Below are 25,678 nucleotides of genomic sequence, written 5' to 3' on the forward strand. Positions count from 1 at the left end.
GTGCTCACCTCAGGCTTCCTCTCTCGCCGATCCATTGCATGGCCACCAGCAGCGGGATGATCATGACGAAGAAGATCAGCGTGTAGGCGGACGCGACCTCGAGCCGCATCGATGCGTAGCTATCGGCAAGGCCGACCGGCAGTGTCTTGGTCAGCGGCGTATGCAACATCCAGGTCAGGTTGAATTCTCCGAGGGATAGCGTCACCACCATGAGGCTGCCCGCCAGGATCCCCGGCGCGGCATTAGGAACGATGACATCGATGAAGCGGCGCCATGGCGCGGCTCCGACCGATGCGGCACCTTCGTCGAGCGACTTCACGTCGATCGTCGAGAACACCGCCATGACGGACCGCACCATGAATGGCATCGTAAAGATCACATGGCCGGCGAGGATGAACAGCCATGAGCGGCGGAAGCTTCCCGCCCCGCCATAGGTGAGCAACAGCGCGAGCGCGATGGCGAGCCCGGGAATCGCGAGCGGCAAGGTGATGATTTCCTCGACCAGCCGCGCCAGCCGTCCGCCGCGAACGTACAGCGCATAGGCAGCGGGAACACCGACCACGAGCGTGACCGCCAGCGTGCCCAGCGCGATCAGGATCGATGCCATGATCGTGCCCGCGTAGAGCTCCCAGACCTGGGCCACCCACTGCAGCGTCACGCCGGACTGAATGCCGCGGAAGTAGTTGACGGTCACGCCCGCGGCGATCGAAAGGCCGGCCGGCACGGCCAGGAAGGCGGCGACCAGCAGTGTGAACAGCAGTTGAAGGATGAAGATGGCCCTGTCGCGCACGTGCCTACCCTGCCGCTGCCACCGAGCTGCCGGCGAAGGAGCGCGCCAATGCGAGCATCAGCCAGGTCATCAGGCCAAGGCCGACCGAGAGCGCCGCCGAGGTGGCCAGGTTTCCGGCCAGCGTGAATTCCGTGTAGATCAGCATGGGCAACACGTCGATGTTCGTGGCCAAGGTGAATGCCGTTCCGAACGCGCCCATCGCCGTCGCGAACGCGATCGCGCCGGATGCGATCAGCGCCGGCGTCAGGGCCGGCAGGATCACGTCGCGCAGCACGGCCCAGGGGCCGGCACCGAGCGAGCGCGCGGCCTCCTCCAGCCCCGGGTCCAGCTTCTGCGCGGCAGCCATGATCGTGAGGATCACCCGCGGAATCGAGAAATAGAGATAGCCGAGGAACAGCCCGTAGATCGAATAGGCGAATACGAGCTTGTCGCCGGTGAGCCGGGACGAGACCTCGCCGATCAGCCCCTGACGGCCAGCCAGAAGGATGATCATGAAGCCGACCACAACGCCCGGAAAAGCGAGCGGAAACGTCAGGATCGCAACCAGGATCGCGCGGCCCGGAAACCGGTGACGCTGCAGAAACAGGCCGGCGATCGTCGCGATGATCAGGGTCGCGATCGTGGTGGCCGCCGCCAGCGCCAGCGTGTTGAGGAGAGTCGTGCGGTAGCGCGGTTCGAGAATGATCGCGAGATATTCGGTCAGACCGTGCGGTCCCTCAGCGCCGGTCGCGAGCAGCCTCGCCATCGGCAACAGGAAGAATGCCGCGGTGACGGCTGCCAGGGGCAGCAGGCAGAGCCGGACGAAGGATTTGTGCGACATGTGATCAAGTGCACCTCCGCCGGATCGTCTCCGGCGGAGGCGCGGTGCTCCTTCAGCGGACTTCGGACAGATAGCGATCGACGAAGCCCTTCTGCGCAGCTTCCATATCGCCCCAGTTCACGCTCTTGGCGCGGGCGTAGTCGCTGTCCGGCAGGAACTTGTTCTTCACCGAGTCCGGCAGCTCGATCGGGCGCGCCGGACGCAGATAGGCATTGGTCCAGATCGCCTGGCCCTTGTCGGAGAGCAGATAGTCGATCACCTTCTTCGCCTTGTCCTTGTCGGGCGCGTTCTTCACAAGGCCGACGACATAGGGAAAGACCACCGAGCCTTCGCAGGGAATCACGAACTCGAAATTGCCCTTCTCGGTATATTTCGCGCGGTAGGCGTTGAAGTCGTAGTCGAACAAGATCGGGATCTCGCCCGAGACGACACGCGCATAGGACGTCTGCTTCGGCACGATCGGATCGTTCTTGCGCAGATCCTTGAAGAACGTAAGGGCTGGCTCGAAATTGGCCTGCGAACCGCCGAGCGCGAGGTTGACGGCAACCGCGCCGACATAGCCGACGGCCGCAGAGCTCGGATCGAGGTAGCCCACCATGCCCTTGTAGTCGGGTTTGAGCAGGTCCTTCCAGCAGGCCGGAACGGGCTTGCCGCCGAGCGCGTCCTTGTTCACGAACAGACCGAGCGTGCCGGAGTGGATCGTGGTCCAGTAGCCGTCCGCATCCTTCAGGCCGGCGGGGACCTGATCCCAGTTTGCGGGCTTGTAGGCCTCCAGCGCGTCCTGCGTCTTCGCCTTCATGCCGAAGGTGACGCCGAAATAGCCGATGTCGCCGACCGGATTGCTCTTCTCGGCGAGGATCTGCGCCAGCGCCTGGCCGGAGTTCTTGTTGTCGTGTGGAATGTCGTAGCCGAGATCGGTCTTGATCGCCTTGAGCATCGAGGCCCAGTCGGCCCATTCCGGCGGGCAGTTGTAGCAGATGACGTCCGCGGCTTTGGCCGGCTGCCATGATGCGGCAACACATAGCGCGAGCAGCGCGAGAACGAGGCGAGTAAGCTTCATGAAGACGGACTCCGTATGTCCTGGCATGGCAGCCAGTTCCGGAGCTTCCCCTAAAGGCGGCACATGAAGGATTTGCGACAGTCGGTGCAGCACACACAGCCGGCACTGCATCCTGATCGTTCGTAGGCGAACGATCGCAACCTTCGGATGCCGCGTTGTTCAAGCAATGGCGCGGCGGCCGATGATCGCAAAGCGCAGCTTGCCTGAGATCCAGTCGATCACAGCCACCGCCACGAGGATCATCAGGATCAGGAACGACACCTTCTGCCATTCCAGCACGCGGATCTGCTCCGCCAGCTGCAGCCCGATGCCTCCCGCGCCGACGATGCCGATGATCGTCGCCGAGCGCGTGTTGGATTCGATGAAGTAGAGCACCTGGCCGGCAATCACGGGAAGAACCTGCGGCAGAAGGCCGAAGCGGATCTCATGCAGCGGGCTGCCGCCGGCAGCGCGAACGCCCTCGACCTGCCGCCGGTCGGCGCTCTCCATCGCCTCCGAGAACAGCTTGCCGAGCGCTCCGAAATCCGAGACCGCAATCGCCAGCACTCCGGCGAACGGCCCGAGGCCGACGACATTGATCCAGACCAGCGCCCAGATCAGTGTGTCGACGCCACGAATGGTGTCGAACAGGCGACGCACCGGAAAACGGAAGATCGCCGACGGGATGATATTCCTGGCTGCAAGCAGGCTGACCGGAAGAGCGAACACGGCCGCCAAGGTGGTGCCGAGCACCGCGATCGAGAGCGTCTCGCCGAGCGCCTTGAGATAAATCGGAAGCGATGAGCCGGGATCCGGCGGCAGCATCATCCGCGCGATCCAGCCGAGCTGGCCGAGGCCGGACAGCATCCGCGACGGCGAGAAGTCGAGATCGACCAGACCGAAGACGAAGATCGCCACGGCCAACGCCAGCACGAGCGGCGTTGCAAGGCGTGCGGACAACGGCCGATTGAAGATCTGCGGATAGCGCTCGGCGAGCTGCTTCGGGTCGGGTGAGCCGGAGATACTCATGTGCGGGCCTCCGAGCCGAACAGGCGGCCGCGCAGCCAGCCGGTACCGATGTCGATCAGGAACACGGTGACCACGATCATGACAAGAATGGCGCTGACGTCGGAATAGTAGAACTTGCGGATCGCGACCACGAGCTCCTGGCCGATGCCGCCGGCACCGACGAAGCCCATCACGGACGCCTCGCGCACGTTGATCTCGAACCGCAGCAGCGTGTAGCTGGAGAAGCCGGCGATGACCTGAGGCAGCACGGCAAAGCGCATGCAGGACAGCCAGCTCGCGCCGGTGGCGCGCACGCCCTCGACCGGCTTCATGTCGGCGTTTTCGACGACCTCGGAGAACAGCTTGCCGAGCGCACCGCTCGAATGAAGGGCGATGGCGAGGACGCCCGGGATCGGCCCAAGCCCGAAAGCAATGACGAAGATCAGGGCGAACACGACGCTCGGAACGGTGCGGGCGAATTCAAGGAGCCGGCGCACCGTGAAGCGGATCCACGGCGCGGGCGAGGTGTTCTCGGCGGCGAAGAAGTTGAGACCGAATGCGACGAGCATTCCGGCCATCGTGCCGACGTAGCTGATCAGCAGCGTCTCTGCCAACAGCTTGAGCCACTTCCTGAAGCCCCAGAACCATTCGGGCAGATTGGTCCAGACCCGCTGCCCGTCGTCGAGCGTGAAGATGCGATCGAAGTAGCTGATGAAGTTGCCGAAGTAGGTATAGAACGTCCGCGGATTGACCTCGGCACCGATGGCCGCGGCGAAGAGCACCGCCAGGAATACCATGGCGGACAGGGCAAGACGCAAACGGCGGCGCGAAACGGCCCGCCGATAGGTCTCGTTCAGAGCCGCAAGCTGCTGGCTCGGAAGGATCGAAACGGCAACAGCCATCGGCTTCGTGCTGCTCTTGGTTCGGACGTGCGAGGGATTCTTCAACGGACGAGCCGGGCCCCACGAGACCCGGCTCACCATCGATGGATCGTCGATCAGGACGCCTTCTTGCGCAGGCTGTCGACGAATTTGATCAGGTCGATCGTGCCATCCCAGTCCTTCGTCGTGGCAGGGTGGAAGCCCTTCTTCTGGCCGTCGGAGAGACGGTCGAAGGCGGCCTTGTCCTTGATCGGCGCATCGAAGAAGGCCTTGGCGATCGCCGATTTCAGATCGGCCGGCAGGTCGGTGTTGTAGGCGTAGGGGCCGTTGATGATCGGCGCCGACTTGTGAATGATGCGGAAGTCGTCCTTCTTCATCGGCGAACCGTCAGCGTTCTTCAGCATGCCCTTGGTCAGCATCTGCGCCAGCGTCGAGTCGTTGTCGCTCGTCCATTGGTTGGCCGCGATGTCGACAGTCCCCTGCGACAGGGCCAGCACCGCGTTCTCGTGGCTGCCGGTGAAGACAACCTTGCCAAAATACGTCTCGGCGTCGGTCACGCCCATCTTGTTGAGCTCGAAGCGGGGCACGTTGTTGCCCGACGTTGAGTTCGGATCGACGAGGCCGAGATTCTTGCCCTTGAGGTCTTCGACCTTCCGGTACGGGCTGCTCGCCTTGACGAAGAACACCGAATAGTAGCCGGTGCTGCCGTCGGAGTTGATGTCGTTGGCGAAGGCATCGGTCTTGACCCCGGTGAGCCGGGCGCGGGCGAACGAGGCCGAACCGTAGCTCGCGATGTGGATGTTGCCGGCGCGCTGGCCTTCGATCACGGCCGCATAATCGTTGGCGATGCGCAGCGTCACCTTCACGCCCAGCTCTTTCGAGAGATAGTTCACGAAAGGCGTCCAGCGCTCGGTGACACCCGAGGCGTTCTCTGCCGGGACCACGGCGAAGGTCAGCTCAGGATACTTCGCCTTCCAGTCCTCGGCTGACGCCGAGGCCGTGAAAGCCAGCGCAGCGACGCCCGCCAGAACGATGCGACGATTGATCATAACATGCCCTCTTGTTGCAGTAAGTAACAGGTCTCGCCCCCGCGCCATGCGGAAGCTCGAGCTTGCAGAAATCCGCGTCTCAGGCCACGGCCGCTTCGCCGAGTACCGGCACCGTTGCCGCCGGTGCCGGATGGATCGAACCCATCACCTCGTCCGCCTCGAGATCGTAGAGTTCACGTGCGATCTGCGCCGTCAGCGCCGACGGCACGTCGTCGAACACGATCCGTCCGGTCGCCATGCCGATCAGGCGATCGCAATAGCTGCGCGCCAGATCGAGCGAATGCAGATTGCAGACGACGGTGATGCCGAAATGCTTGTTGATGCGCAGCAACGCGTCCATCACGATCTTGGTGTTACGGGGATCGAGCGAGGCGATCGGCTCGTCTGCGAGAATGATCTCGGGGTTCTGCACCATCGCGCGCGCGATCGCGACGCGCTGCTGCTGCCCGCCCGAGAGCTGATCGGCGCGCTGCGCGGCGAGGGAGGCCATGTCGAACTGCTCGAGCGCCGACAGCGCCATGGCGACATCCTCCGCTGGCCAGAGCTGCGCCAGCGAGCGCCACGACGGGATTTCGGCCAGTCGCCCCATCAGCACGTTCGTCAGCACGTCCAATCGGCCGACCAGATTGAACTGCTGGAAGATCATCGCCGAGCGCGCGCGCCACTGCCGCAGGTCACGGCCGCGCAGCGCCGTCACGTCGAGATCCTTGAAGAGGATGCGGCCGCCGCTCACCGGGCTCAGGCGATTGATGGACCGCAGCAGGGTCGACTTGCCGGCGCCGGAACGCCCGATCACGCCGACGAAGCTGCCCGGTGCAACAGAGAAGGATGCATTGTCGACTGCGGCTTTCATGCCAAAACGGCACGTCAGGCCATCCACCACCAGCATTGAATTCTCCAGACGCCTCGCTTTGGCCTATCGCTAACGTCTGGATTCTACAGTTATGTGACAGCGACACTGCGGCGCCACATCCGTCCACACGCTGGCCGCAGTCATGCAGATGTCACGCCTCTGTCATAAGGGAGATCCAACACCCTCACAGGCGTAGAGACAGGACGCGAGATGGCCGGCAAGTCGCTTTCGATTGAACCTACCGTTGACCCTTCGGCCAAGCTCCAGGACGTGACGCTCGGCGCCTATTGCGAGATAGGCGCCCGCACCATCCTGCAGGAGGTGACGATGGGCGACTACTCCTATGTGGTCAACGATTCCCAGATCACCTACACGAGGATCGGGAAGTTCTGCTCGATCGCGGCGATGACCCGGATCAATCCGGGCAACCACCCGATGCAGCGGGCGACGCAGGCCCATTTCACCTATCGCGCCAGCGCCTATTTCCCAGGAGAGCCGGACGATGCGGAGTTCTTCGCCTGGCGGAGAGAGCATCATGTCCAGATCGGACACGATGTCTGGATCGGCCATGGCGCGATCGTGCTGCCGGGCCGCAACATCGGCACCGGCGCGGTCGTGGCGGCCGGCGCCATCGTCACCAAGGACGTTGCGGCCTATACCATCGTCGCCGGCAATCCGGCGCGCCCGATCAAGCGCCGGTTTCCGCGCGAGGTCGAGCAGCGGCTGCTGGATCTGGCGTGGTGGGATTGGAATCACGAGGCGCTGCGCGCGGCGCTGCCGGATTTCCGCAAGCTCGCGATCACCGCGTTTCTCGACAAATACGAGGCTGCCCTCGACGCACGCGTCTCGGTGCGGCAGAGTGCCGCCCCATGACCGATATCTCCATCTCGCGAGGCCGCTGCCTCGTCGATACCGACTTCGTCGACACCTCCTTGATCATATCCGGCGGCGTGATCGCCGGCATCGGGACACCGGGACGCCGGTCGGGTCTCGAACTCGATGCGGAGGGGCTCACCGTGCTTCCCGGCATCGTCGACATTCATGGTGATGCGTTCGAGCGCCAGATGATGCCGCGCGCCGGGGTCGATTTCCCGACAGACGTTGCGCTGATCGACAGCGACCGCCAGGCCATCAGCAATGGCATCACCACGGTCTTTCACGCGACGACCTGGTCATGGGAGCCGGGCCTGCGCAGCGCCGACAATGCGCGGCGCCTGCTCGAATCGATCGAAGCGCTGCGCCCGCGGCTCGCAGCCGACACGCGCTTTCATCTGCGTCACGAGACCTTCAATCTCGACGATGAGGAGGAGATCGGCCGGTGGCTCGCCGACCGGCGCGTTGACCTGTTCGCCTTCAACGATCACATGGATTCGACGGTGGCGAGTCTGGACAAGCCGCACAAGCGCCAGCGCATGGTCGACCGCACCGGCCTGCCCGGCGCGGAGTTCGACCGGTTGGTCGCGCGCATCGCCGCTCGCGCCGACGCCGTTCCGGCCTCGATCGCGCGGCTGGCCGAGATCGCACGCAAGGCTGGTGTCCGCATGCTGTCGCATGACGACAACAGCCCGGCCATGCGCAAGGCGTTTCGCAGCCAGGGAGTGACCATCGCAGAGTTTCCGGTCAATGAGGAGACCGCGCGCGAGGCCGCTCAAGGGGACGACGCGATCGTATTCGGCGCGCCCAACGTCGTCCGTGGCGGCAGCCATACCGGGTGGACGAAGGCCAGCGACATGATCGCCAAGGGCCTCTGCTCGGTGCTGGCCTCCGACTACTACTATCCAGCGCCGCTGCTGGCAGCGTACCGGCTTGCGGCCGACGGCGTTCTTCCGCTGGCGCGCGCCTGGGATCTGATCTCGGGCAGCCCTGCACGCGCAGCCGGGCTGGCGGACCGCGGCACGCTCGCCGAGGGCCGCCGCGCCGATATCATTCTGGTCGACGACCGCGTGCCGTTGCGCCCCCATGTCGTCGCCGTGATCGCGTCCGGCCGGCTGGTCTATCTCACCGAGACCGACCGGCTGAACGCCCGGCCGGCGCGTGCCATGGCGGCGGAGTAGCGAACCATGGCCAATCTTCTGCGCTATGCGATCTATTATGCTCCACCAGCGACGGCGGATCTGGCGGAATTCGGCGCGAGCCTGCTCGGATACGACGCGTGGAGCGGCGATGACCGCAGCTTTCCGAGCGAGATCGTCCGCGCGCTTCCAGACTGGGCTGAGCTGACCGCAGACCCGCGCAAATACGGCTTTCACGCGACCTTGAAGGCTCCGTTCGAGCTGTCGGATGCGGAGAACGAAGCCGCGCTCCGCAGCGCCTGTGCCGCGTTCGCGGCCACGCCGCGAGCCGTCCCGGCCATCTGTCCGATCGTGGACGCGATCAGCGGCTTCATCGCGATGATCCCCGGCGAGCCGTCGCCGGCGCTGCAACAGCTCGCGGCCGATTGTGTCCAGGCCTTTGAGCCATTTCGCGCTCCGATGACGGCCGACGACCGTGCTCGGCGCAAGCCGGATCTGCTGACACCACGGCAGCGCGATCATCTCGATCGTTGGGGTTATCCCTATGTCATGGAGGATTTCCGCTTCCACATGACGCTGACCTGCCGGCTGTCCGACGAACGGCGCCGGCCGATCCTGATGATGCTGCAGGAGAGATTCGCGGCACTGTCACTGACAAAGCTCCGGATCGACAGGATTGTGCTGTTCCGCCAGGCCAATGCCCACGAACGTTTCCGCATCATCGGAGACTGGCCGCTCACGGCCGTCCAGGGGGGATAGCGGCGTCAGCTCGGCATGGCTGCATAGTGCGGCGGCGCCTCGCGGCCGAAGACCGAGAGTGGCGGCGAGATGTCGGCGCGCTCCCGCGGCAGGGCTCCCCATCCTGCCGCGAGCGCGGCTGAGGTCGCGAGAAATCGTCGATCGATCGACAGGCTCGCGCTTGCATTTGGTGCCGAGACAGTTTCGCTCATGGTGATGAACTCCTCCCAGGCCGATGAAAATCTGCGAGGAGACTATGGTCAGGTCATCGCGCAGCAAGGCGAAATAACAGACGCGATCTGCTGAAAAGCTGACAACACTGTGCGCCGTGCGACACCTTGCACCGTGCCGCGCCGTGATCTGCCGACGGCTTGTCGCCTTCATGCCGCTTAGCGAGTCGCCGTGGTCAAACGTGCATCGCGACGAAGGCGATAATGTCAATTTTGCCACTTCGGCCGCACAAAGAAATTGCACGTCGGGCGTCGTCGAGACCGTCAACACGACGTCGCATGGCGCTTCGACCAAGCGGATATCAACCTCATTTTGCCGTGGCGACGACGCGCGCGCTCCGGCTGTCGTCGCTCGATGTCCGATCGCAATGTCACGAAGCCGACGCTCCAAGCCAGCTCCATCCAAAAGCTCCCCATCGCCACGGCCTCGCACTCGCAGCATGTTGCCGCCACGTGTCGGGTTTTCGACAATCCACTGATACTAAAAACGAATGGCATATCGCTTGCAATGCACAATGCGCCTCGCTATTGCAGCGCAATAATTTTCTTGGAGTGCCCCAATGCTCGGAATCGGAAGCAAGCTGCCATCGTTTGAAATCGTCGGCGTGAAACCCGGCTTTCATCTTCAGGAAGAGAAGGGCGAGAGCGCCTTCGAGACCCTGACCGAGACCAGCTTCCCTGGAAAGTGGAAGATCATCTTCTTCTATCCGAAGGATTTCACCTTCGTCTGCCCGACCGAGATCGCCGAGTTCGCGCGCCTGGCGAAGGATTTCGCGGACCGCGATGCCGTCGTGCTCGGCGGCTCGACCGACAACGAGTTCTGCAAGCTCGCCTGGCGCCGCGACCACAAGGATCTGCACAAGCTGCCGATCTGGCAATTCGCCGACACCAAGGGCGCATTGGTCGACGGCCTCGGCGTCCGCTCGCCCGACGGTGTCGCCTATCGCTACACCTTCATCGTCGATCCCGACAACACCATCCAGCACGTCTATGCGACCAACCTGAATGTCGGCCGCGCTCCGAAGGATACGCTGCGCGTCCTCGACGCGCTGCAGACCGACGAGCTCTGCCCGTGCAACCGCGAAGTCGGCGGCGAGACCCTGAAGGTCGCCTGATCGTGTCGATCGAGCAGCTGAAGGACCAGATCCCGGACTTCGCCAAGGACGTCAGGCTCAATCTGTCGTCCATGGCCTCCGACGAGACGCTGTCGCCGCAGGCCAAATATGGCCTGCTCGTCGCCTGCGCGATTGCGACTCGCAATCCGAGCGTCGTTGCGGCCTTCGAATCGGTTGCGGCCGCGCAGCTGTCGCCCGCCGCTTTGGCGGCGGCGAAATCGGCCGCCGCGATCATGGCCATGAACAACGTCTACTACCGCTTCGTGCACCTTGCCTCGAACAAGGAGTACGCGACGATGCCGGCCCGGCTGCGGATGAACGTCATCGCCAACCCCGGCGTCGCCAAGGCCGATTTCGAGCTGTGGTCGCTCGCGGTGTCCGCCATCAACGGCTGCGGCACGTGCATCGATTCGCACGAGAAGGTCCTGCAGGATGCGGGCGTGCCCGCGGCCACGATCCAGACCGCCGTGCGCTTTGCCGCCATCATCCAGTCGGTTGCCGTTGCGATCGAAGCCGCTGGCGTGTCCGTCGCGCTGGCGGCGGAATAAGAATCGATCGGATATGTGAATGCGGCCGGCATTGTCCGGCCGCATTTGTTTTTCGCCATTTCTCGCCTGAGTTGCAGAATTTCCCGGCGCGCCTGCAACTCCTCGGTCCGCTAAGCCCCTGACCTCGCGGCAAAGTCGAGATGGCTGCGGCATCCTGATACTCCAACCGATCTTTCCGCAAAGCGCAGAACTCGCCCCCGGTCTCGCGCATTGCGAGTAGTCACCGATGCGGCGCGCCGGGAAATTTCCATCAAATAGCCTTACCTACTCACCCTTCCCGACAAGAACATTGATCAGCTTAGGGACCAAGCAACATCGATTGTGACCAGGGCGCGCGAAAACAATGGCGTGCATGTCGGAAGGAAACCGGACCTGTCGGTCTCGACGGAAGCGTTGATGCAATGTCCCCGATGTCGCATCATGTGCGCTTCGGTTGGACCGCGCGCGCCCGACGTCCTGAAGCTATCTCCCACGACCCGTTCGTCGGAGACAGGAGGCTAGTGATGAGTGCTCCAGATCAGAACGATCCGGCGAAACCAGCGCCGCCCTGGGCGAACGAAGAGCTCCGCAGATATGCGCCGCGCCGCCGCCAGACGGAGGCCGGCCCGACGGCATTCGATCCGCCCGCCGACGGCATCCCCCTGCCGCATCATCTGGTGTCCCGGCCAAGCTCCCTGCCGGCCCGGCCAGCGGCCCTTGACCTCGACGATGAGGAGGCCCACCGTGCCTGGAGCGCGAAGCTCGATCCCGTGGTGATGCCCCTGCCGCCGGAGGATCCGGACAAATCGTTGCGGCTGAGTAGCATCATCAAGATCGGTGCCGCCGTCGGCATCGCGGCCTCCATCGCCATGATGGTGGTCAACATGGTCTCCTTCGACAACAGCGCAGCGACACCGGGTGGCAAGAGCCCGATCATGCCGACCGCCGTGCTGGAAAGCCTGGCCCAGATCGATCCTGCGGAAGCCAAGGTCGCCCAGGACGACCCGCCGCAGACGGTCGCCGCGCTCGCGGCTCCCAGCGGTACAGAACTGGCGATGCGGCCATGGCCCTCGACGCCGACGTCGCCAGCGCCAGCCGCGGCAGCACCGGCGGTCTCGCCCCCCTCCGCTGCGCTCCCGATGGCCTCGCCTCGCCCGACCGTTCCGCTGCCGCGAGACGAGGTCGATGCGCTGATGAAGCGCGGACGCGACCTGCTCGCCGCGGGCGACGTCGCCAGCGCGCGCCTGATCCTGACGCGGCTTTCCGACGCCGGAATTGCGGACGCCTCCCTTCTGCTCGCGCGCACCTATGACCCGGCCGAACTGACGAAATCGCGGTTGCTCGGTGCCGTTCCCGACGCAGCCAAGGCGCGTGCCTGGTATCTCAGGGCTGCGGAGCAAGGATCGCCGGAAGCCAGCCGACGCATCTCGGCTGCGCGCTAACGCATAAATCTCGAAGCGCTCGAGACGCGACCCGGACCGCTCCCTGCGAGACGGGCGGCCGCGATCTGCTGCGCCCGAGAACCAAATATCGATGGGAGGACTGATGATGCACGGCATCCATGCTGCAGTTCGCGCCTGCTTGGCCGCCAGATGGAGCCGACGTCGCAGACCACGGGATGCAAAGAACAGCCACCCTCGAGCAGCCGCATGCCTCGCGCTGGCTCTGTCCGCTCCGCTGGCGCTGACCGGACATCAAGCGGTCGCCGCGGACAACGAGATCCGCATCGGCAACACCATGCCCTACAGCGGCCCGGCTCTCGCCTATGGCGTCATCGGCAAGACGATCGCGGCCTACTTCAACAAGATCAATGCCGAGGGCGGCATCAACGGCCGGCGCGTCAACTTCATTTCCTACGATGACGGCTATGCGCCGCAGAGGACGGTGGAGATGACGCGCAAGCTCGTCGAGGAGGACAACGTCCTGCTGATGTTTGCGAGCCTGGGCACGGCTCCCAACCTGGCGGTGCGCCCTTATCTCAACGCCAACAAAGTCCCGCAATTGTTCGTGGCATCCGGCTCCTCGCAATGGGACCAGCCGCACGACTTTCCGTGGACCATGGGCTTTCAGCCGAGCTACCAGGCCGAGGCGCACGTCTATGCCCAGTACCTGCTGGAGACCCACAGCCGCGGCAAGATCGCAATTCTCTATCAGGACGACGATTTCGGAAGGGATTACGTCAAGGGATTGAAGGACGGCCTGGGCGGCAAGCTCCCGATCGTGGCGGAAGCCGGCTACAAGGTCACCGACGCCAACGTCAATCAGCAGATCGCCACGCTGAAGGCCTCCGGCGCCGACATCTTCTTCGACGTGACCACGCCCAAATTCGCCGTGATGGCGATCCGCCGCGCGGCCGAGCTCGGCTGGCGTCCGGACCACATCATCTCGACGGTCTCGGAATCGGTGTCCGCCGTGATGCAGCCGGCCGGCCTGCAGAATGCCGAAGGCATCCTGTCCGCGGGCTATTACTACGAGGGCGAGGAGGCCGCGGCTGCAGGCGATCCATCCTACCGCGAATGGTCCGCCTTCATGGACCGCTATCTGCCGGACGTACCGAGGAGCAATGGTCTTGCGACCTTCGGCTACCTCGCGGCAAACGCGATGGTCGCAGTGCTGCGGAGTTGCGGCGACGACCTGTCGCGCGACAATATCATGAAGCAGGCGGCATCCCTGAAAAGCCTCAAATTGCCGATGCTGACGCCCGGCATCACCGTCAACACCAGCCCCCATGATCACGCGCCGCTGGAGCAGATGCAGATGATGCAGTTCACCGGCGGCAAGTGGCAGCGCTTCGGTCCGGTCCGGAGCGGTATCGATCCCGGCAGCGTCAGCGATTCCTTCAAGACCATCTTCCGTTACGGCACGGCGAAGCGCGATCTGGCCAACCAGCTGAATGCCAATACCGTCACGCTGATGACCGGCTCGTTCGGCAGCACCTACGCCAATATGGGCGCGGACCTCGCATCCGCGCTCGACAAGGGGACGGAGTTGCGCATCCTTCCCGTGATCGGCCGCGGCTCGGTGCAATCGGTCGCCGACATCCTGCTGCTGCGCGGCGTCGACGCCGGCATCATCCGCAAGGACACCTTGGCCTTTCTCGAGCGCAAGGACTTCGCCAACAACATCCGCGAACAACTAGTCTATGTCACCAAGCTGTTCAACGAGGAGATGCACGTGCTGGCGCCGAGATCGATCGCCAGCCTGAGCGAGCTCGACGGCAAGACCATCGCCGTCGACCTGCCCGACGGCGGCACCTTCGTCACCTCGATCAACGTGTTCGAGCGCCTCGGGATCAGGCCACATCTGCTCTATATCGAGCCGCGGCTGGCGCTGGACATGCTGCGCAAGGGCGCCATCGACGCGATCATCACGGTCGAGGGCAAGCCGGTGCAATGGCTGAGTCAGGTCAGCGATCCCAATCTGCATCTGGTGCCCGTCGACTACGACAAGGCTCTGCACGACGACTATCTGCCGGCGCAATTGTCCGCCGAGGACTATCCGAACCTCGTCGGCGCCTCGGCGCCGGTGAACACGATCGCGGCCGAGGCCGTGCTGGCGTCGTTCAACTGGCCGGCCGGCAGCGACCGTCACCGCCGGCTGTCTCTGCTGGTCGAAGCCTTCTTCAGCAACATGCAGACGCTGCAACGGCCGCCTTATCATCCGAAATGGCAGGAGGTGGCGCCGCTGGCGCCGATCGCCGGCTGGACACGGTTCAAGACGGCACAGGACTGGCTCGATCGCAATACGCCGCCTCCCCAGATGCTGGGGGCCAACGCGCAGGCCAATGATCTGCAGGCGAGCGGCGTTTCGGCCGATCCGCGGCTGTTCCGTGAGTTCATGGAATGGCGAGCCAACCGACAGAAGCGCGCCGCTCCGCGGCACCCACAGTAGCCGGGTCGTGCGGTCAAGCCGCGGCCGAGGCAGGGCTGATCCGCACCTGCACGTCGCAGGGACACGCGAGGTAGGGCGCCGAGGTGACCAGCACGTCCGCCCCCGCCGCAGCATAGGCTGCGGCGTTCTGCGCATTCACGCCACCCGCGGCCGCAATGATCGGTCGCCGCGGCAGCGCCGCGCTGATGGCGATACGCTCCGTCAGCGCAGCGATCTCGGCAGGCGGAAATTTCTCGGCCTGGATGACGTCGAAGCCGGCCACGGCGGCGGCGACGGCCTGCTCGACCGTGGTGACCTCGATCACGAGCCGCTTCTCCGGCGCGCTCCGCCGCAACCGCTCGGCGACATCGGCAAGCGGCGCATCGCCGAGAAACGCCCGGTGTTCCGGAAACACCAGCACCGACTCCGACAGGCCGAGCCGATGCATCACCGCGCCACCCGCCTTCACCGCGGCAACGGCGAACGGCTTGGTTCCGGGGACGTTCTTGCGCGTGCAGGCGACCACAATGCCAGGCCTGATCGCACGCGCCGCGCCGACGATCGCAGCCGCCCCGGTGGCGACGCCTGACCAGATCTCGATGAGCGTCTGCGCCACCTTCCAACTCCGCAACAGGCCTGCCGCCGTGCCCTCTGCACGGAGGATCGGGGCGCCCTCCTCCAGCACCGTTCCGCTGCCGGCGAACAGTTCGACATGGCAGCCCGTGAGCTCGATCAAGGCCGCCGCGTCCTCGGCCAGGGCCAATACCATGCGGCCGCGCGCAGCGAAGTGCATCAGGCCCGGCTCGGCGCCGATCCCGAGCGTCTCCGTCGTCAGGTCGCCATAGGGGACGTCGTCGCGGAGCTGCGCTTCCAGATCATGGTGCGTAGCGGTGGTCGGCGCGCGCGACATCTGCTCTTTCTCCACAGGCTGCATCCTCTATATAAACCCTGGTCGCCGCCCGCCCCCGATCGCCAGGCCCCGCATGATCCCGCACGATCTTCCTGCTTCCGCCGAGTCCAATCAGCCCCGTCTCGCCGCCATTCTCTACGGACCGGGCGACGACGCCGATGCCTTGCTGGACGCCTTTGCCCAGGAGCTGCTGCAACGGGGCGTCCGCGTCGGCGGCATCGTTCAGCGCAATACGAGAGACGAAGTCGGCAAGAAAAGCGGAATGGACGTGATCGATCTCGCCAATGGCGACACGATCTCGATCTGTCAGGACCTCGGCACCGGATCGACAGCCTGCAAGCTCGACACCGCAGGCCTTGCCGAAGCCGGCATGGCCGTTCACCGCGCCATCGCGGCCCATGCCGACCTCATCGTGATCAACAAGTTCTCCAAGCAGGAGGCTTCCGGAAGCGGGTTGCGCGGCGAGCTGGCCGACGCAATCACGTCGGGGATTCCGGTGCTGACGGCCGTGCCGCAGAAATGCATCGACGACTGGCGGACCTTTGCGGGCGATTTCGGCACGCTGCTCCAGCCGTCGCTTTCCGCGATGGAAACCTGGTGGCTCGACCTGCGCGCGCGACAGGCGTCGCGCGGCTGATCGGCGCAGCAATTCGGCGCCACGCTCCTATTTGCCGATCATCACATCCGACGACTTGATGACGGCGGAGACGCTGTCGCCGACGGCAAGCGCGAGTTCGTCCACCGCCTCGTTGGTGATCGCCGAGAAGACTGTCAGTCCCGGGGCGAGCTCCACCTTGACGTGGGCGGTGGTCGTTCCCTTTTCAACCGAGATGATTCGTCCCGGTAAGACATTTCGTGCGCTCAGCTTCACGTGCTGTTCCTCATCCGTTGCAGCCTCGTTGCTGCTGCTCAATGTAAACAGAACGCGTGCCAGAACTCAATGACCTATATCAAACACAATACAGCATTGATGATCCGGCGCTGCGTTTGCGGCACCCCGTCGACCGGCATGATCCGACGGCGTCAGCCGAACTTGAACAGCACGCCGTAGCCGCCGCGCGGATAGCTCCACTCGATGTCGCCGCTGGCCTCGCCGATGACCCGGCAGGTGCCGCATTCGATGCAGCCGTCGACCGTGATCTCGACCTGGCCCTTGTCGTTGAGTTCGTAGCAGCGTGCCGGGCAGGCCTTGAGAAGCGCCTTCAACTGCGGCGTCGGCGTGGTATGCGGACGGACCTTGATATGGGCCCGGCCGGGATCGACCTGATAGCGATTATAGAACAGCTTGTCTTCGACCCTGACTGCGACGTCCGTGCTCATGTCTGATCTCCCTCGCCTGAGCTGTTTCGTTCATTCACCAATCATCGCCACGCCCGAGCAAACCTGAAGGCGTCACCGAACAGGCCGGTCCATGACCTTGCATTCACGAAGGAGCGCACGGTGCTGCTTTCCTTCTCCTTCTTCGGCGTGCCGTCGACGCGCACGAAGTTCTGCATCGCCTTGGAGACGAGCTGCGGATAGGTCAGGAAGAAGTTCTGCGACTGGTTGTGCAGCAGCGCCGGCATGTCCTTGTATTTCTTCAGGTCCTTGATGACGAAGGAGTCCTCCAGCATCTTCTTGTAGAGCGCGAGGTTCTCCTTGGTCATCGGATCGCGGCGCGACTTCACCTGGAAGATCGCCTCGGCCGCGATGCGCCCCGAGGTCATCGCGAGATTGGATCCCTCGCGGTGGACGGCATTGTTGAGCTGGGCGGCATCGCCGACCACCACCCAGCCATCGCCGCAGAGCTGCGGGATCGCGTTGTAGCCGCCCTCGGGAATCAGGTGCGCCGAGTACTCCTTGACTTCCGACCCCTCGATCAGCGGCGCCACCGACGGATGCTGCTTGAACCGCTCGAGCAGGCCGTAGGGCGTCTCGCCGGTCTTCTGGAAGTCGGAGACGAGGCAGCCGATGCCGAGCGAAATGCACTCCTTGTTGGAATAGATGAAGCCCATGCCGGTCATGCCGCGGGAAATCGTGCCGACGGCCTCGATGACGGCCCCTTCGTCGCCCTTCAGGTTGAAGCGCGCCTCGATCGTTTCGCGCGGCAGGAAGTGCATCTCCTTGACCGCGAGCGCGACGTTCTCCGGCTTCGGCCGCTCGCGCAGGCCGGCGCGGCTCCCGAGCAGGCCGTTGACGCCCTCGGCCAGCACGACGACGTCGGCATGGATCTCACCATCGCGCCGATCGGTTCTGACGCCGATCACCTTGCCATAGGCATCCTGCGCGAGCTCGGTCACGGTGGTCTCGCACAGCACGGTGGCGCCAGCCTCCTTGACCTTGGACGAGAACCATTTGTCGAACTGGGCGCGGATGATCGTGTAGCGGTTCGGCTTTTCCTCGTTGAAGTCGTCCGACTTGTAGTGCAGGCCGACATGCGACTTGTCGTCGAGCATCCAGAAGCGCTGCTCGACCAGATGGCGTTCCAGCGGCGCTTCCTCGCGGAAGTCCGGAATCAGCTTCTCCAGCATGTCGGCGTAGAGGATCGCGCCCTGCACGTTCTTGGAGCCGGAATACTCGCCGCGCTCGAGCTGCAGCACCTTCATGCCGCGCTTGGCCATGGTCAGCGCAGCCGCATTACCGGCCATGCCGGCACCCACGACGATCGCGTCGAAACGTTCTTCGATCATTGCCCTGCTCCCTCTCTGGTGCCTAGCTTGCGATGCGATCGCGCGAATGCGGCGACAGACGCGCGCGGAATGCCTCCGTCAGCGCGGGCAGCAGCCGGATCGCATCGGTGACGATGCCGACATGCGCGAAGTCGAAGATCGGCGCGTTCTTGTCGGTGTTGATGGCAACGATCAGGTCGGCGCCCTCGACACCGACCCGATGCTGGATCGCGCCGGAGATGCCCGCGGCGATGTAGAGCTTGGGCCGAATGGTCTTGCCGGTCTGGCCGATCTGGCGATCCGAGGTCACCCAGCCCTTCTGCACCAGCGGCCGCGAGCAGCCGAAGTCGGCGCCGAGCACCGCGGCGAGCCCCTTGACGAGCTGGAAGTTCTCCGGCGAGCCAAGCCCGAGCCCGCCCGCCACGACGATGTCGGCATAGGCGAGATTGGACTTGGCGGAATCGCGATCCGGAATGAAGGACAGCACCTTGGTGACGATGTCCTCCTCGACGAGACCGAGCTTGTGCTCGATGATGCGACTGGCGGGTTTCTCGACGCGGTCCGGCATCGGCATCACGCGCGGGCGGACGGTCGCCATCTGCGGCCGATAGTTCAGCGTGTAGATCGTGCAGAGCAGCGAGCCGCCGAAGGTCGGCCGCGTCGCGGCCAGCGAGCCGTCGGCATCGACGTCGAGTTCGGTGCAGTCGGCGGTCAGACCCGTGAGCAGCGTTGTCGCGACGGAGCCGGCGAGGTCGCGGCCGAGCGTGGTGGCGCCGAGCAGCAGGATCTCCGGCTTGAAGGTGTTGACGACGTCGGTCAGCGCCTTGGTGTAGGCTTCGTTGCGATAGTCGGTGAGAACGCCGTCCGCGACGATGTAGGCGAGATCGGCGCCATAGCAGAACGACTCCGCGGCAGCATGCTGCACGGCTTCTCCGGGAGGACCGATCACGACGGCCGCGAGATCGACCTTCAGCTTGTCGGCGAGCTTGCGTCCGGCGCCCATCAGCTCCCAGGATACCGGGTGGACCTGGCCGCGCTCCTGCTCGATGAACACCCAGACGTGCTTGTAGGCCTTGAAATGCTCGGGCAGCTCCTTCTTGGTCGCGGCGCGACCGGCTGCGGCGGGCGGTGCTTTGGTGGGTTCGCTCATGATCGTCGTCCCTTGGTCCGTCAAAAGCCGTCTGGATCAGAAGCCGTGCGCTGACGTCGTCAGGTCGGCTTCGAGCTTCGGCTGCCGCTTGAACAATTCCTCGATCAGGGCGTCGGCCGGCGCGCGACTCGAGAAGTCAACCATGGTTGCCTTCTCCGCCCGGGCCGACGGCGCGAAGACCCGCTTCACGATGGTCGGCGAGCCCTTCAAGCCGCACTTCGAGATGTCCTCGACGCCGGCGTCCTTGGCGCTCCAGGTGACGATCTGAGCGCGCGCCGCACGGAGCGCATCGGCCATGGCGCCGCGGCGGATCTCGTTGGTCGCCTCGAGCATCGTCACCAGGCACGGCAGCTTGGTCTTCAGCACTTGAACGCCCCCCTCGGAGCGGCGCTCGGCTTCGATGGTGCGCGCGACAGGATCGACCTCGCGGATCTTCGCCACATAGGTCAGTTGCAGCAGGCCCAGCCGCTTGGCGATGCCCGGGCCGACCTGGGCGGTGTCGCCGTCGATCGTCTGCTTGCCGGTGAACACGATGTCGGGCGCGCCAAAGGTCTCGCTGACCTTGCGAATGGCTGTCGCCAGCGCATAGGTGGTCGCCAGCGTGTCGGCGCCGGCGAAGAAGCGATCGGTCAGCAGCACGGCGCGGTCGGCGCCGTAGGTCAGCGCCCGGCGCAGCGAGTCCTCGGCGGACGGCGGTCCCATGGTCAGCACCGTCACTTCGCCGCCGAACTTGTCGCGCAGTTGCAGCGCCGCCTCGAGCGCAAACAGGTCGTAAGGGTTGATGATGGTCGGCACACCCTGGCGCATGATGGTGTTGGTCACCGGATGAACGCGGATCTGCGCGGAGTCCGGAACCTGCTTGATGCAGACGACGATATGCATGCGATCACTCCGGGTGTGTAGTCCTGCGATCAGGACAGCAATTGTCGTACCAGTTTCGGCCGCGATGATTATCGGCACGGATTCAACACCTTGGCGCATGAACCCGATCTGCTTCTGAAAACTCGCCGACGAGGTCCGACACGTCGCAAGCAACACGCGTCGGGAATGCGACAGGAACTTGAAAGCGCACGGCTCGCCTGAAAGCAGAAGCGCCGCCAGTCGTGCTGGCGGCGCTGGTGGGAGCGATCGTCAGTTCATGCGCTACTTGAGCGTCGTCAGCGACACGAACGGCTTTGGAGCCGGCTTCGGCGGCGCCACCGCCTCCCTGAGCACCTTGAACACCCGCTGATCGAGCGGCGTCGAGACGAGGAAGTCCTGATAGGCCCGCTCCAGGACCGATTTGCAGCGGGCTGCGACGTCCTCACTGGAAACGCCGGAGAAGTCCTCGCTGACGAGGTACTGCCCCATCCGGCGGAGGATATGCAGCCGGCAGACGTCGAGCACCTTGGGATCGTAGTCGACACCGAGCAGCTTGAAGAACTCCTCGGCCGCGGAGGTCTTCTTCAGTTCGTCCAGAACGTTCGGCGTTGCCCCAGTCATTGCTTTGCTCCTTGACTCGAAATCGGATCAACCTCGCAGAAGGAGGTCGGCGCCGGAGCCGGCGGTCCCTGGCGTATCTTCTGCCTGATGTGGGCGAGCTGCGCTTCGAGGAATTCGATCCGGTCCAGCATCACGGAAAGGGCCTCACCGACTGGATCAGGCATCAGATGATGATCCAGATCGATCCGTCCGACAGTCCGCCGATGGGTGAACTCAGGCCGCACCACCTTGGCGGGGATCCCGACCACCGTGACGTCGGGCGGTGTGCTCTGGATGACGACGGAGTTGGCACCGACGCGGGTCCGCGGACCGATGGTGATCGGTCCGAGAATCTTGGCGCCGGCGCCGACGACGACACCGCTGTCCAGCGTCGGATGCCGCTTGCCTGGCGACCACGACGTACCGCCCAGGGTGACGCCGTGATACAACGTGACATCGTCGCCGACCTCCGCGGTCTCGCCGATCACGACGCAGGCGCCATGATCGATGAAGAAGCGGCGGCCGATTTCGGCGCCCGGATGAATGTCGACATTCGACAGGAAACGTCCGAGCCACGACAACAAGCGCGCCGGAAAACGCCAGCCGCGGATCCACAGCCGATGCGCCAGGCGGTGCCAGATCAGCGCGTGAATGCCGGGATAGGTCAGCAGTGTCTCGATTTCGCTGCGCGCCGCCGGATCGCGCGAGCGGACACACGCAATGTCCTCGCGGATCAGGCGAAGCAGCGAGGGCCGGCTCGCCTCGACGACGATCGGCTTTGCAATGGGTGTGTCGACGATGTCGCTCATGATCAGGCAAAGCTCGCCAGCGGGTGATCGCAGACTTCGCGCCAGATGGCCGCAACGGCCTCCTTCGGCACCGGCCCCTTGTGAGCGACGGCATGCCTGCGCACGCGCGCCAGGATGCGCTGGGCCTGGTCGGCGCTCGCCGGCAGGCGCAAATCCGACAGCAACGAGGTGATCGCCGACAGCCCGGAATGCTTCCCGATCACGATCCGATTGGAGCGGCCGAACAGTACCGGATCGAGCGCCTGGTAGGTGCGCTGATCCTTCAGCAGGCCGTCGACGTGAATGCCGGATTCATGGGTGAAGACGTGCTCGCCAACGATGGCCTTGTTGAGTGGAATGGCGCGTGCCGCGGCGGCCGCCACGACATTGGCGACGTGATCGAGCTCGGCCAGCACGATGCCGGTCTCGCGCCGGTAGAGCTGCCGCAGCGCGACCGCGACCTCTTCCAGCGGGGCATTGCCGGCACGCTCGCCGAGGCCGATCACGGTGACCGACGCATGGGTCGCGCCCGCCTTGACCGCCGCCAGCGTGTTGGCGGTGGCAAGACCGAGATCGTCATGGCCGTGAAACTCGATCTCCAGGTCCGTGGTCGCACGCAAGGCGCCGACCAGGGCTGACGTCGCGTCGGGATCGAGCACGCTCAGTGTATCGGCGACGCGGAAGCGTCGGGCACCGAGCGACTTCGCGGTCGCGATCACCTCGGCGAGAAAGCCGACATCGGCGCGCGACGAATCCTCACCGCCGACGGCAACGGCCAGTCCGCGGCTTCGCGCATAGCCGACCACGCGCTTGAGCAGCTCCAGCGCGGCGCTGCGGCTGCCGCCGAGCTTGGCGGCGATCTGCACGTCGGATGTCGGGATGGAGACATTCACCATCGAGACGCCGGCCGCGATCGCCGCATCGACATCCGCCTCGCGCATCCGGCACCAGCCGATGATGGTCGCGGGCAGACCGGCCTCGACGATCGCCCTGATCGCCGCGATCTCGTCGGCCCCCATCGCCGGCGTGCCGGCCTCGATCTCGGGAACGCCGGCACGGGCGAGCGCACGAGCGATCGCGACCTTCTCGCCGAGGGCGAAGGCGACGCCCGGCGCCTGTTCGCCGTCGCGGAGCGTGGTATCGTTGAGGATGACCCGGGGCATCGGGCTCCCCGAGGCTGTGCCCCCGTGGGCAGAGCCGGCATCTCGGGCATTCCTGGGCCCGCGCTGTCCGGAGACGTCTGGCATTCACTCGCTCCGTCGCAACCTGTGTGCGGCCGCCAGAAGCACGACGCTCCGTTGCGGCCAGCAATTCACTCAGCAACGGCCATGCCACCGCCGGACCAGAATCTAATCAATTGAATTTACTTCACTTTTTGCGCGAAAACGGATTGTCGGATTCGTAACAGGGTCGGGAATCAGACGTCGAGGTGAAGTGACTCGGTCGCGCAGCGCCAGGCCGCGGCGACCTGCGCTGCCGTCAGGCGTGACGCCTGCGGCGCAGATGAATGACGATGTCGATCCGCTCCATGCCATAACCCGGCAGCGGCTCGGGCATCTGCTCGAACGCGACCTGTCCGGGCACATCGACGAGCGCGCCTTCGTCCTCGTAGAAGAAGTGCGGGTGCACGGTCGTATTGGTGTCGAAGAACGATTTCGAGCCGTCCACGCCAATTTGGCGCAGCAGGCCCAGCTCCACGAACTGGTTGAGCGTGTTGTAGATGGTGGCCTGCGAGATCTTCATGCCCGAAGCAACGGCTGCGGCATAGAGCGCGTCGGCGGTGATGTGGCGGTCACCGCCGCCGAACAGAATCCGGCTCAGTTGCTGACGCTGCTGGGTGGGGCGCAACCCGGCCCGGCGCAGCGCGTCCTCGCATCGACGCATCAGGATCTCGCCAGCTTCGCAGGTCTCCGCCTGAGGACAACGTCCGCCGTCGGAGTTGCACGGGGATCCAAGCTGGCTGTCCATCAACATCGTCACGGTCCTCGAACTCACATCGCGGCGCCCGCCGCCTCCCGCAGCGCCACCTCGCGCCGCCGTTCGGCCATCCGGCTCTCGCCGCTCTCCTCGCCGAAGCAGAGCTGGAAGTCGTTGCACTGGGTACAGACCGGCGTCGTGCACATCACGAAGCCATCATCCTCGCACAGCATGCGGTAGAAGAAGCGCTTCCAGCGCATGTTGCTGGTGTTGCGGCTCGCCAGCGGCGCGAAGTGGCGCATCAGCAGGCGCGACAATTCGGAGCGCTCGCGCAGGCCCAGGTCTTCCCAGAGATGGTTGGGCTCCATCGCGCGACGCGCCACCATGGCCGCGAGCCAGCGGCCGACCTCGCCGTCCGTGGAGCGCTGCGCGGCGAGCAGATCGCGCACCATCGTGATTTCGTCCTCGTCCGGCGCGGCCACGGCCCCGGTGATCGGCAGCCATGAGGAGTCGATCGAGGCTGCCGGAAACAACTGCGCCAGCAGTGCGATCAGTTCGACGGTCGAAAGCCCCGCGCGCTCCGCCAGCGCGCCATGCTCCATCGCTGAAACGGCGAGAACCGATGCGATGACGTGACGATCGAAACCGATGTCACTGTCGATCAGCGCCTCGTCGGGATCGACGCCGGTCAGCAGGCGGTAAATCTGGCGGCCGTGATGCCGCGCGTTCTCTTCGCAGGAGCCGTTGCGCGGCGACGGTTGCAGGCCGGCAGCGACGGACTCCGAGACGCCCACGATTGCGATGGTCATAGCTTGATCCCCTGCCGCGCGCCGACGGGACATGCGATGAGGTACCGGCCTTCCGACGGGAGGAAGGCCGGTACCAAGACTGCTTAAGCCGTTGCGGCGAGTTCGGCGGCAGTCTTTCCGATCTGGGTTTCGTCGACGGCCTTCATGATGCCGTGCTCCATCAGCATGTCCTCGAGCTCGTCCATCGTGATCGGGGTCGGGATGATGCCCTTGCCGCCGTTGTTGTGGATCTTCTGCGCCAGCGAGCGGTAGTGCCCGGCCTGGACGGAATCCGGCGCATATTCCAGCACGGTCATGCGGCGCAGCTCGGCGTGCTGCACGATGTTGTCGCGCGGCACGAAGTAGATCAGCTGAGTACCGAGCTTCTTGGCGAGAGCCTCCGCCAGCTCCAGCTCCTTGTCGGTCTGACGCTCGTTGCAGACCAGGCCGCCCAGGCGCACGCCGCCGGAATTCGCATATTTCAGGATGCCCTTGGAGATGTTGTTGGCGGCATACATCGCCATCATCTCGCCGGACATCACGATGTAGATCTCCTGCGCCTTGTTCTCGCGGATCGGCATCGCGAAGCCGCCGCACACGACGTCGCCGAGCACGTCGTAGGACACGTAGTCGATGTCCTCGTAGGCGCCGTTCTCTTCCAGGAAGTTGATCGAGGTGATGACGCCGCGGCCGGCGCAGCCGACGCCCGGCTCCGGACCGCCGGACTCGACGCAGCGGATGTCGCGATAGCCGACCTTCATGACCTCCTCGATCTCGAGGTCCTCGACGCTGCCGGCGGCAGCGGCCAGGCTCAGGATCGTGTCCTGCGCCTTGGCGTGCAGGATCAGGCGGGTCGAATCCGCCTTGGGGTCGCAGCCGACGATCAGGATCCGATGACCCATCTCGGCGAGCGCCGCGAGCGTGTTCTGCGACGTCGTCGATTTGCCGATGCCGCCCTTGCCGTAGAATGCGATTTGTCGAAGTGATGACATTCTGCTCTCCATCAACCGATTGCCAATGTCGCGCCCGCGCTGCTCGCGAGGCGTGACCGCGTCCTCTGTGTGTCCGAACCGGCAGACGGGTT

At 64.8% G+C, this 25,678-nt stretch carries 28 protein-coding genes; 8 read left to right on the plus strand and 20 right to left on the minus strand.

Features of this window, described 5'->3' with window-relative positions:
• Positions 1-4: 4 nt before the first annotated feature.
• The 7 genes from ACQR0W_RS21360 to phnC form a co-directional block, all read right to left on the minus strand.
• Complete coding sequence (locus ACQR0W_RS21360) at positions 5-790, minus strand: ABC transporter permease (RefSeq protein ID WP_315810534.1); 786 nt, start codon at positions 788-790, stop codon at positions 5-7.
• 4 nt (positions 791-794) lie between these two features.
• Positions 795-1,610, minus strand: a complete 816-nt coding sequence (locus ACQR0W_RS21365) for an ABC transporter permease (protein ID WP_316166098.1) — start codon at positions 1,608-1,610, stop codon at positions 795-797.
• 52 nt (positions 1,611-1,662) lie between these two features.
• The gene (locus ACQR0W_RS21370; protein ID WP_315752875.1) at positions 1,663-2,670 is read right to left on the minus strand and encodes an ABC transporter substrate-binding protein; all 1,008 of its coding nucleotides are present in this window, start codon (positions 2,668-2,670) and stop codon (positions 1,663-1,665) included.
• Between the two features lie 159 nt (positions 2,671-2,829).
• Complete coding sequence (phnE, locus tag ACQR0W_RS21375; protein ID WP_315713042.1) at positions 2,830-3,678, minus strand: phosphonate ABC transporter, permease protein PhnE; 849 nt, start codon at positions 3,676-3,678, stop codon at positions 2,830-2,832.
• Positions 3,675-4,559 carry a phosphonate ABC transporter, permease protein PhnE gene (gene phnE, locus ACQR0W_RS21380; RefSeq protein WP_316166097.1) on the minus strand — a complete coding sequence of 295 codons (885 nt, stop codon included), beginning with the start codon at positions 4,557-4,559 and terminating at the stop codon, positions 3,675-3,677. Before phnE (ACQR0W_RS21380) ends, phnE (ACQR0W_RS21375) begins: the two co-directional genes overlap by 4 nt.
• Before the next feature lie 95 nt (positions 4,560-4,654).
• A complete protein-coding gene (phnD, locus tag ACQR0W_RS21385; RefSeq protein WP_315713046.1) occupies positions 4,655-5,587 on the minus strand; it encodes a phosphonate ABC transporter substrate-binding protein in 933 nt (310 codons plus the stop codon).
• A gap of 79 nt (positions 5,588-5,666) precedes the next feature.
• Positions 5,667-6,476, minus strand: a complete 810-nt coding sequence (gene phnC, locus ACQR0W_RS21390; protein ID WP_315713048.1) for a phosphonate ABC transporter ATP-binding protein — start codon at positions 6,474-6,476, stop codon at positions 5,667-5,669.
• A 174-nt stretch (positions 6,477-6,650) separates the two neighbouring features.
• Here phnC and ACQR0W_RS21395 point away from each other — a divergent pair, with 174 nt between their 5' ends.
• The 3 genes from ACQR0W_RS21395 to ACQR0W_RS21405 are packed head-to-tail and all read left to right on the plus strand — an operon-like array spanning position 6,651 to position 9,211.
• The gene (locus ACQR0W_RS21395) at positions 6,651-7,313 is read left to right on the plus strand and encodes a DapH/DapD/GlmU-related protein (RefSeq protein WP_315713050.1); all 663 of its coding nucleotides are present in this window, start codon (positions 6,651-6,653) and stop codon (positions 7,311-7,313) included.
• Positions 7,310-8,494: an alpha-D-ribose 1-methylphosphonate 5-triphosphate diphosphatase gene (locus ACQR0W_RS21400; protein ID WP_315810539.1), complete on the plus strand. Its 1,185-nt coding sequence runs from the start codon at positions 7,310-7,312 to the stop codon at positions 8,492-8,494. Before ACQR0W_RS21395 ends, ACQR0W_RS21400 begins: the two co-directional genes overlap by 4 nt.
• Positions 8,495-8,500: 6 nt before the next feature.
• On the plus strand, positions 8,501-9,211 hold the full coding sequence (locus ACQR0W_RS21405) for a DUF1045 domain-containing protein (protein WP_316186996.1): 711 nt from the start codon (positions 8,501-8,503) through the stop codon (positions 9,209-9,211).
• A 5-nt stretch (positions 9,212-9,216) separates the two neighbouring features.
• Here the strand turns inward: ACQR0W_RS21405 and ACQR0W_RS21410 are convergent, their stop codons facing one another.
• A complete protein-coding gene (locus tag ACQR0W_RS21410; RefSeq protein ID WP_316186997.1) occupies positions 9,217-9,402 on the minus strand; it encodes a hypothetical protein in 186 nt (61 codons plus the stop codon).
• A gap of 578 nt (positions 9,403-9,980) precedes the next feature.
• Here ACQR0W_RS21410 and ACQR0W_RS21415 point away from each other — a divergent pair.
• The 4 genes from ACQR0W_RS21415 (at position 9,981) to ACQR0W_RS21430 (ending at position 14,953) form a co-directional block, all read left to right on the plus strand.
• Positions 9,981-10,535: a peroxiredoxin gene (locus ACQR0W_RS21415; protein ID WP_315713058.1), complete on the plus strand. Its 555-nt coding sequence runs from the start codon at positions 9,981-9,983 to the stop codon at positions 10,533-10,535.
• A 2-nt stretch (positions 10,536-10,537) separates the two neighbouring features.
• A complete protein-coding gene (locus tag ACQR0W_RS21420) occupies positions 10,538-11,083 on the plus strand; it encodes a carboxymuconolactone decarboxylase family protein (protein ID WP_315825155.1) in 546 nt (181 codons plus the stop codon).
• A 503-nt stretch (positions 11,084-11,586) separates the two neighbouring features.
• Positions 11,587-12,504 (plus strand): sel1 repeat family protein, encoded by a 918-nt coding sequence (locus ACQR0W_RS21425; protein WP_316186998.1) that lies wholly within the window; start codon positions 11,587-11,589, stop codon positions 12,502-12,504.
• A gap of 103 nt (positions 12,505-12,607) precedes the next feature.
• On the plus strand, positions 12,608-14,953 hold the full coding sequence (locus ACQR0W_RS21430; RefSeq protein WP_316186999.1) for an ABC transporter substrate-binding protein: 2,346 nt from the start codon (positions 12,608-12,610) through the stop codon (positions 14,951-14,953).
• 13 nt (positions 14,954-14,966) lie between these two features.
• Here ACQR0W_RS21430 and modD read toward each other — a convergent pair whose 3' ends face one another.
• Complete coding sequence (gene modD, locus ACQR0W_RS21435) at positions 14,967-15,842, minus strand: ModD protein (RefSeq protein WP_316187000.1); 876 nt, start codon at positions 15,840-15,842, stop codon at positions 14,967-14,969.
• Positions 15,843-15,915: 73 nt separating this feature from the next.
• Here modD and ACQR0W_RS21440 point away from each other — a divergent pair, with 73 nt between their 5' ends.
• Positions 15,916-16,479: a DUF2478 domain-containing protein gene (locus ACQR0W_RS21440; RefSeq protein ID WP_316174366.1), complete on the plus strand. Its 564-nt coding sequence runs from the start codon at positions 15,916-15,918 to the stop codon at positions 16,477-16,479.
• A 27-nt stretch (positions 16,480-16,506) separates the two neighbouring features.
• On the opposite strand, the gene ACQR0W_RS21445 is transcribed toward ACQR0W_RS21440, so the two are convergent.
• The 11 genes from ACQR0W_RS21445 to nifH all read right to left on the minus strand — a co-directional run bounded on the left by ACQR0W_RS21445 (position 16,507) and on the right by nifH (position 25,586).
• Positions 16,507-16,713, minus strand: coding sequence for a TOBE domain-containing protein (locus ACQR0W_RS21445; RefSeq protein ID WP_315713067.1), 207 nt, complete (start codon positions 16,711-16,713; stop codon positions 16,507-16,509).
• A 152-nt stretch (positions 16,714-16,865) separates the two neighbouring features.
• The gene (locus ACQR0W_RS21450; protein WP_172112536.1) at positions 16,866-17,162 is read right to left on the minus strand and encodes a ferredoxin family protein; all 297 of its coding nucleotides are present in this window, start codon (positions 17,160-17,162) and stop codon (positions 16,866-16,868) included.
• Between the two features lie 41 nt (positions 17,163-17,203).
• Positions 17,204-18,511, minus strand: a complete 1,308-nt coding sequence (locus ACQR0W_RS21455; protein WP_316187001.1) for an FAD-dependent monooxygenase — start codon at positions 18,509-18,511, stop codon at positions 17,204-17,206.
• A 22-nt stretch (positions 18,512-18,533) separates the two neighbouring features.
• Positions 18,534-19,640 carry an electron transfer flavoprotein subunit alpha/FixB family protein gene (locus tag ACQR0W_RS21460; protein WP_315713073.1) on the minus strand — a complete coding sequence of 369 codons (1,107 nt, stop codon included), beginning with the start codon at positions 19,638-19,640 and terminating at the stop codon, positions 18,534-18,536.
• Between the two features lie 36 nt (positions 19,641-19,676).
• Positions 19,677-20,522 (minus strand): electron transfer flavoprotein subunit beta/FixA family protein, encoded by an 846-nt coding sequence (locus tag ACQR0W_RS21465; protein ID WP_316187002.1) that lies wholly within the window; start codon positions 20,520-20,522, stop codon positions 19,677-19,679.
• A 261-nt stretch (positions 20,523-20,783) separates the two neighbouring features.
• Entirely contained in the window at positions 20,784-21,122 is a 339-nt protein-coding gene (gene nifW, locus ACQR0W_RS21470) for a nitrogenase stabilizing/protective protein NifW (protein ID WP_316187003.1), read from the minus strand.
• On the minus strand, positions 21,119-21,910 hold the full coding sequence (cysE, locus tag ACQR0W_RS21475) for a serine O-acetyltransferase (protein WP_316166094.1): 792 nt from the start codon (positions 21,908-21,910) through the stop codon (positions 21,119-21,121). Before cysE ends, nifW begins: the two co-directional genes overlap by 4 nt.
• Positions 21,911-21,912: 2 nt before the next feature.
• Positions 21,913-23,052: a homocitrate synthase gene (gene nifV / locus ACQR0W_RS21480; RefSeq protein ID WP_315825160.1), complete on the minus strand. Its 1,140-nt coding sequence runs from the start codon at positions 23,050-23,052 to the stop codon at positions 21,913-21,915.
• 316 nt (positions 23,053-23,368) lie between these two features.
• Complete coding sequence (irrA, locus tag ACQR0W_RS21485; protein WP_315713082.1) at positions 23,369-23,863, minus strand: iron response transcriptional regulator IrrA; 495 nt, start codon at positions 23,861-23,863, stop codon at positions 23,369-23,371.
• Positions 23,864-23,880: 17 nt separating this feature from the next.
• Complete coding sequence (locus ACQR0W_RS21490; protein WP_316169740.1) at positions 23,881-24,615, minus strand: nitrogen fixation protein NifQ; 735 nt, start codon at positions 24,613-24,615, stop codon at positions 23,881-23,883.
• Positions 24,616-24,698: 83 nt separating this feature from the next.
• The gene (nifH, locus tag ACQR0W_RS21495; RefSeq protein WP_315713086.1) at positions 24,699-25,586 is read right to left on the minus strand and encodes a nitrogenase iron protein; all 888 of its coding nucleotides are present in this window, start codon (positions 25,584-25,586) and stop codon (positions 24,699-24,701) included.
• Between the last annotated feature and the right edge of the window lie 92 nt (positions 25,587-25,678).

Origin of the sequence: Bradyrhizobium sp. HKCCYLRH1034, from assembly GCF_051168375.1 — a bacterium.
Classification (GTDB): Bacteria; Pseudomonadota; Alphaproteobacteria; order Rhizobiales; family Xanthobacteraceae; genus Bradyrhizobium.

Bases quoted from the DNA above. Each gene is read 5' to 3' on its own strand.
- nifV (WP_315825160.1), bottom strand. From the start codon at position 23,052: ATGCCCCGGGTCATCCTCAACGATACCACGCTCCGCGACGGCGAACAG.
- phnD (WP_315713046.1), bottom strand. From the start codon at position 5,587: ATGATCAATCGTCGCATCGTTCTGGCGGGCGTCGCTGCGCTGGCTTTC.
- ACQR0W_RS21400 (WP_315810539.1), top strand. From the start codon at position 7,310: ATGACCGATATCTCCATCTCGCGAGGCCGCTGCCTCGTCGATACCGAC.
- ACQR0W_RS21415 (WP_315713058.1), top strand. From the start codon at position 9,981: ATGCTCGGAATCGGAAGCAAGCTGCCATCGTTTGAAATCGTCGGCGTG.
- ACQR0W_RS21395 (WP_315713050.1), top strand. From the start codon at position 6,651: ATGGCCGGCAAGTCGCTTTCGATTGAACCTACCGTTGACCCTTCGGCC.
- ACQR0W_RS21430 (WP_316186999.1), top strand. From the start codon at position 12,608: ATGATGCACGGCATCCATGCTGCAGTTCGCGCCTGCTTGGCCGCCAGA.
- ACQR0W_RS21365 (WP_316166098.1), bottom strand. From the start codon at position 1,610: ATGTCGCACAAATCCTTCGTCCGGCTCTGCCTGCTGCCCCTGGCAGCC.
- ACQR0W_RS21405 (WP_316186996.1), top strand. From the start codon at position 8,501: ATGGCCAATCTTCTGCGCTATGCGATCTATTATGCTCCACCAGCGACG.
- irrA (WP_315713082.1), bottom strand. From the start codon at position 23,863: ATGTTGATGGACAGCCAGCTTGGATCCCCGTGCAACTCCGACGGCGGA.
- phnE (WP_316166097.1), bottom strand. From the start codon at position 4,559: ATGGCTGTTGCCGTTTCGATCCTTCCGAGCCAGCAGCTTGCGGCTCTG.
- cysE (WP_316166094.1), bottom strand. From the start codon at position 21,910: ATGAGCGACATCGTCGACACACCCATTGCAAAGCCGATCGTCGTCGAG.
- modD (WP_316187000.1), bottom strand. From the start codon at position 15,842: ATGTCGCGCGCGCCGACCACCGCTACGCACCATGATCTGGAAGCGCAG.
- ACQR0W_RS21425 (WP_316186998.1), top strand. From the start codon at position 11,587: ATGAGTGCTCCAGATCAGAACGATCCGGCGAAACCAGCGCCGCCCTGG.
- ACQR0W_RS21440 (WP_316174366.1), top strand. From the start codon at position 15,916: ATGATCCCGCACGATCTTCCTGCTTCCGCCGAGTCCAATCAGCCCCGT.
- ACQR0W_RS21450 (WP_172112536.1), bottom strand. From the start codon at position 17,162: ATGAGCACGGACGTCGCAGTCAGGGTCGAAGACAAGCTGTTCTATAAT.
- ACQR0W_RS21455 (WP_316187001.1), bottom strand. From the start codon at position 18,511: ATGATCGAAGAACGTTTCGACGCGATCGTCGTGGGTGCCGGCATGGCC.
- ACQR0W_RS21410 (WP_316186997.1), bottom strand. From the start codon at position 9,402: ATGAGCGAAACTGTCTCGGCACCAAATGCAAGCGCGAGCCTGTCGATC.
- phnE (WP_315713042.1), bottom strand. From the start codon at position 3,678: ATGAGTATCTCCGGCTCACCCGACCCGAAGCAGCTCGCCGAGCGCTAT.
- nifW (WP_316187003.1), bottom strand. From the start codon at position 21,122: ATGACTGGGGCAACGCCGAACGTTCTGGACGAACTGAAGAAGACCTCC.
- ACQR0W_RS21465 (WP_316187002.1), bottom strand. From the start codon at position 20,522: ATGCATATCGTCGTCTGCATCAAGCAGGTTCCGGACTCCGCGCAGATC.
- ACQR0W_RS21490 (WP_316169740.1), bottom strand. From the start codon at position 24,615: ATGACCATCGCAATCGTGGGCGTCTCGGAGTCCGTCGCTGCCGGCCTG.
- nifH (WP_315713086.1), bottom strand. From the start codon at position 25,586: ATGTCATCACTTCGACAAATCGCATTCTACGGCAAGGGCGGCATCGGC.
- ACQR0W_RS21460 (WP_315713073.1), bottom strand. From the start codon at position 19,640: ATGAGCGAACCCACCAAAGCACCGCCCGCCGCAGCCGGTCGCGCCGCG.
- phnC (WP_315713048.1), bottom strand. From the start codon at position 6,476: ATGCTGGTGGTGGATGGCCTGACGTGCCGTTTTGGCATGAAAGCCGCA.
- ACQR0W_RS21370 (WP_315752875.1), bottom strand. From the start codon at position 2,670: ATGAAGCTTACTCGCCTCGTTCTCGCGCTGCTCGCGCTATGTGTTGCC.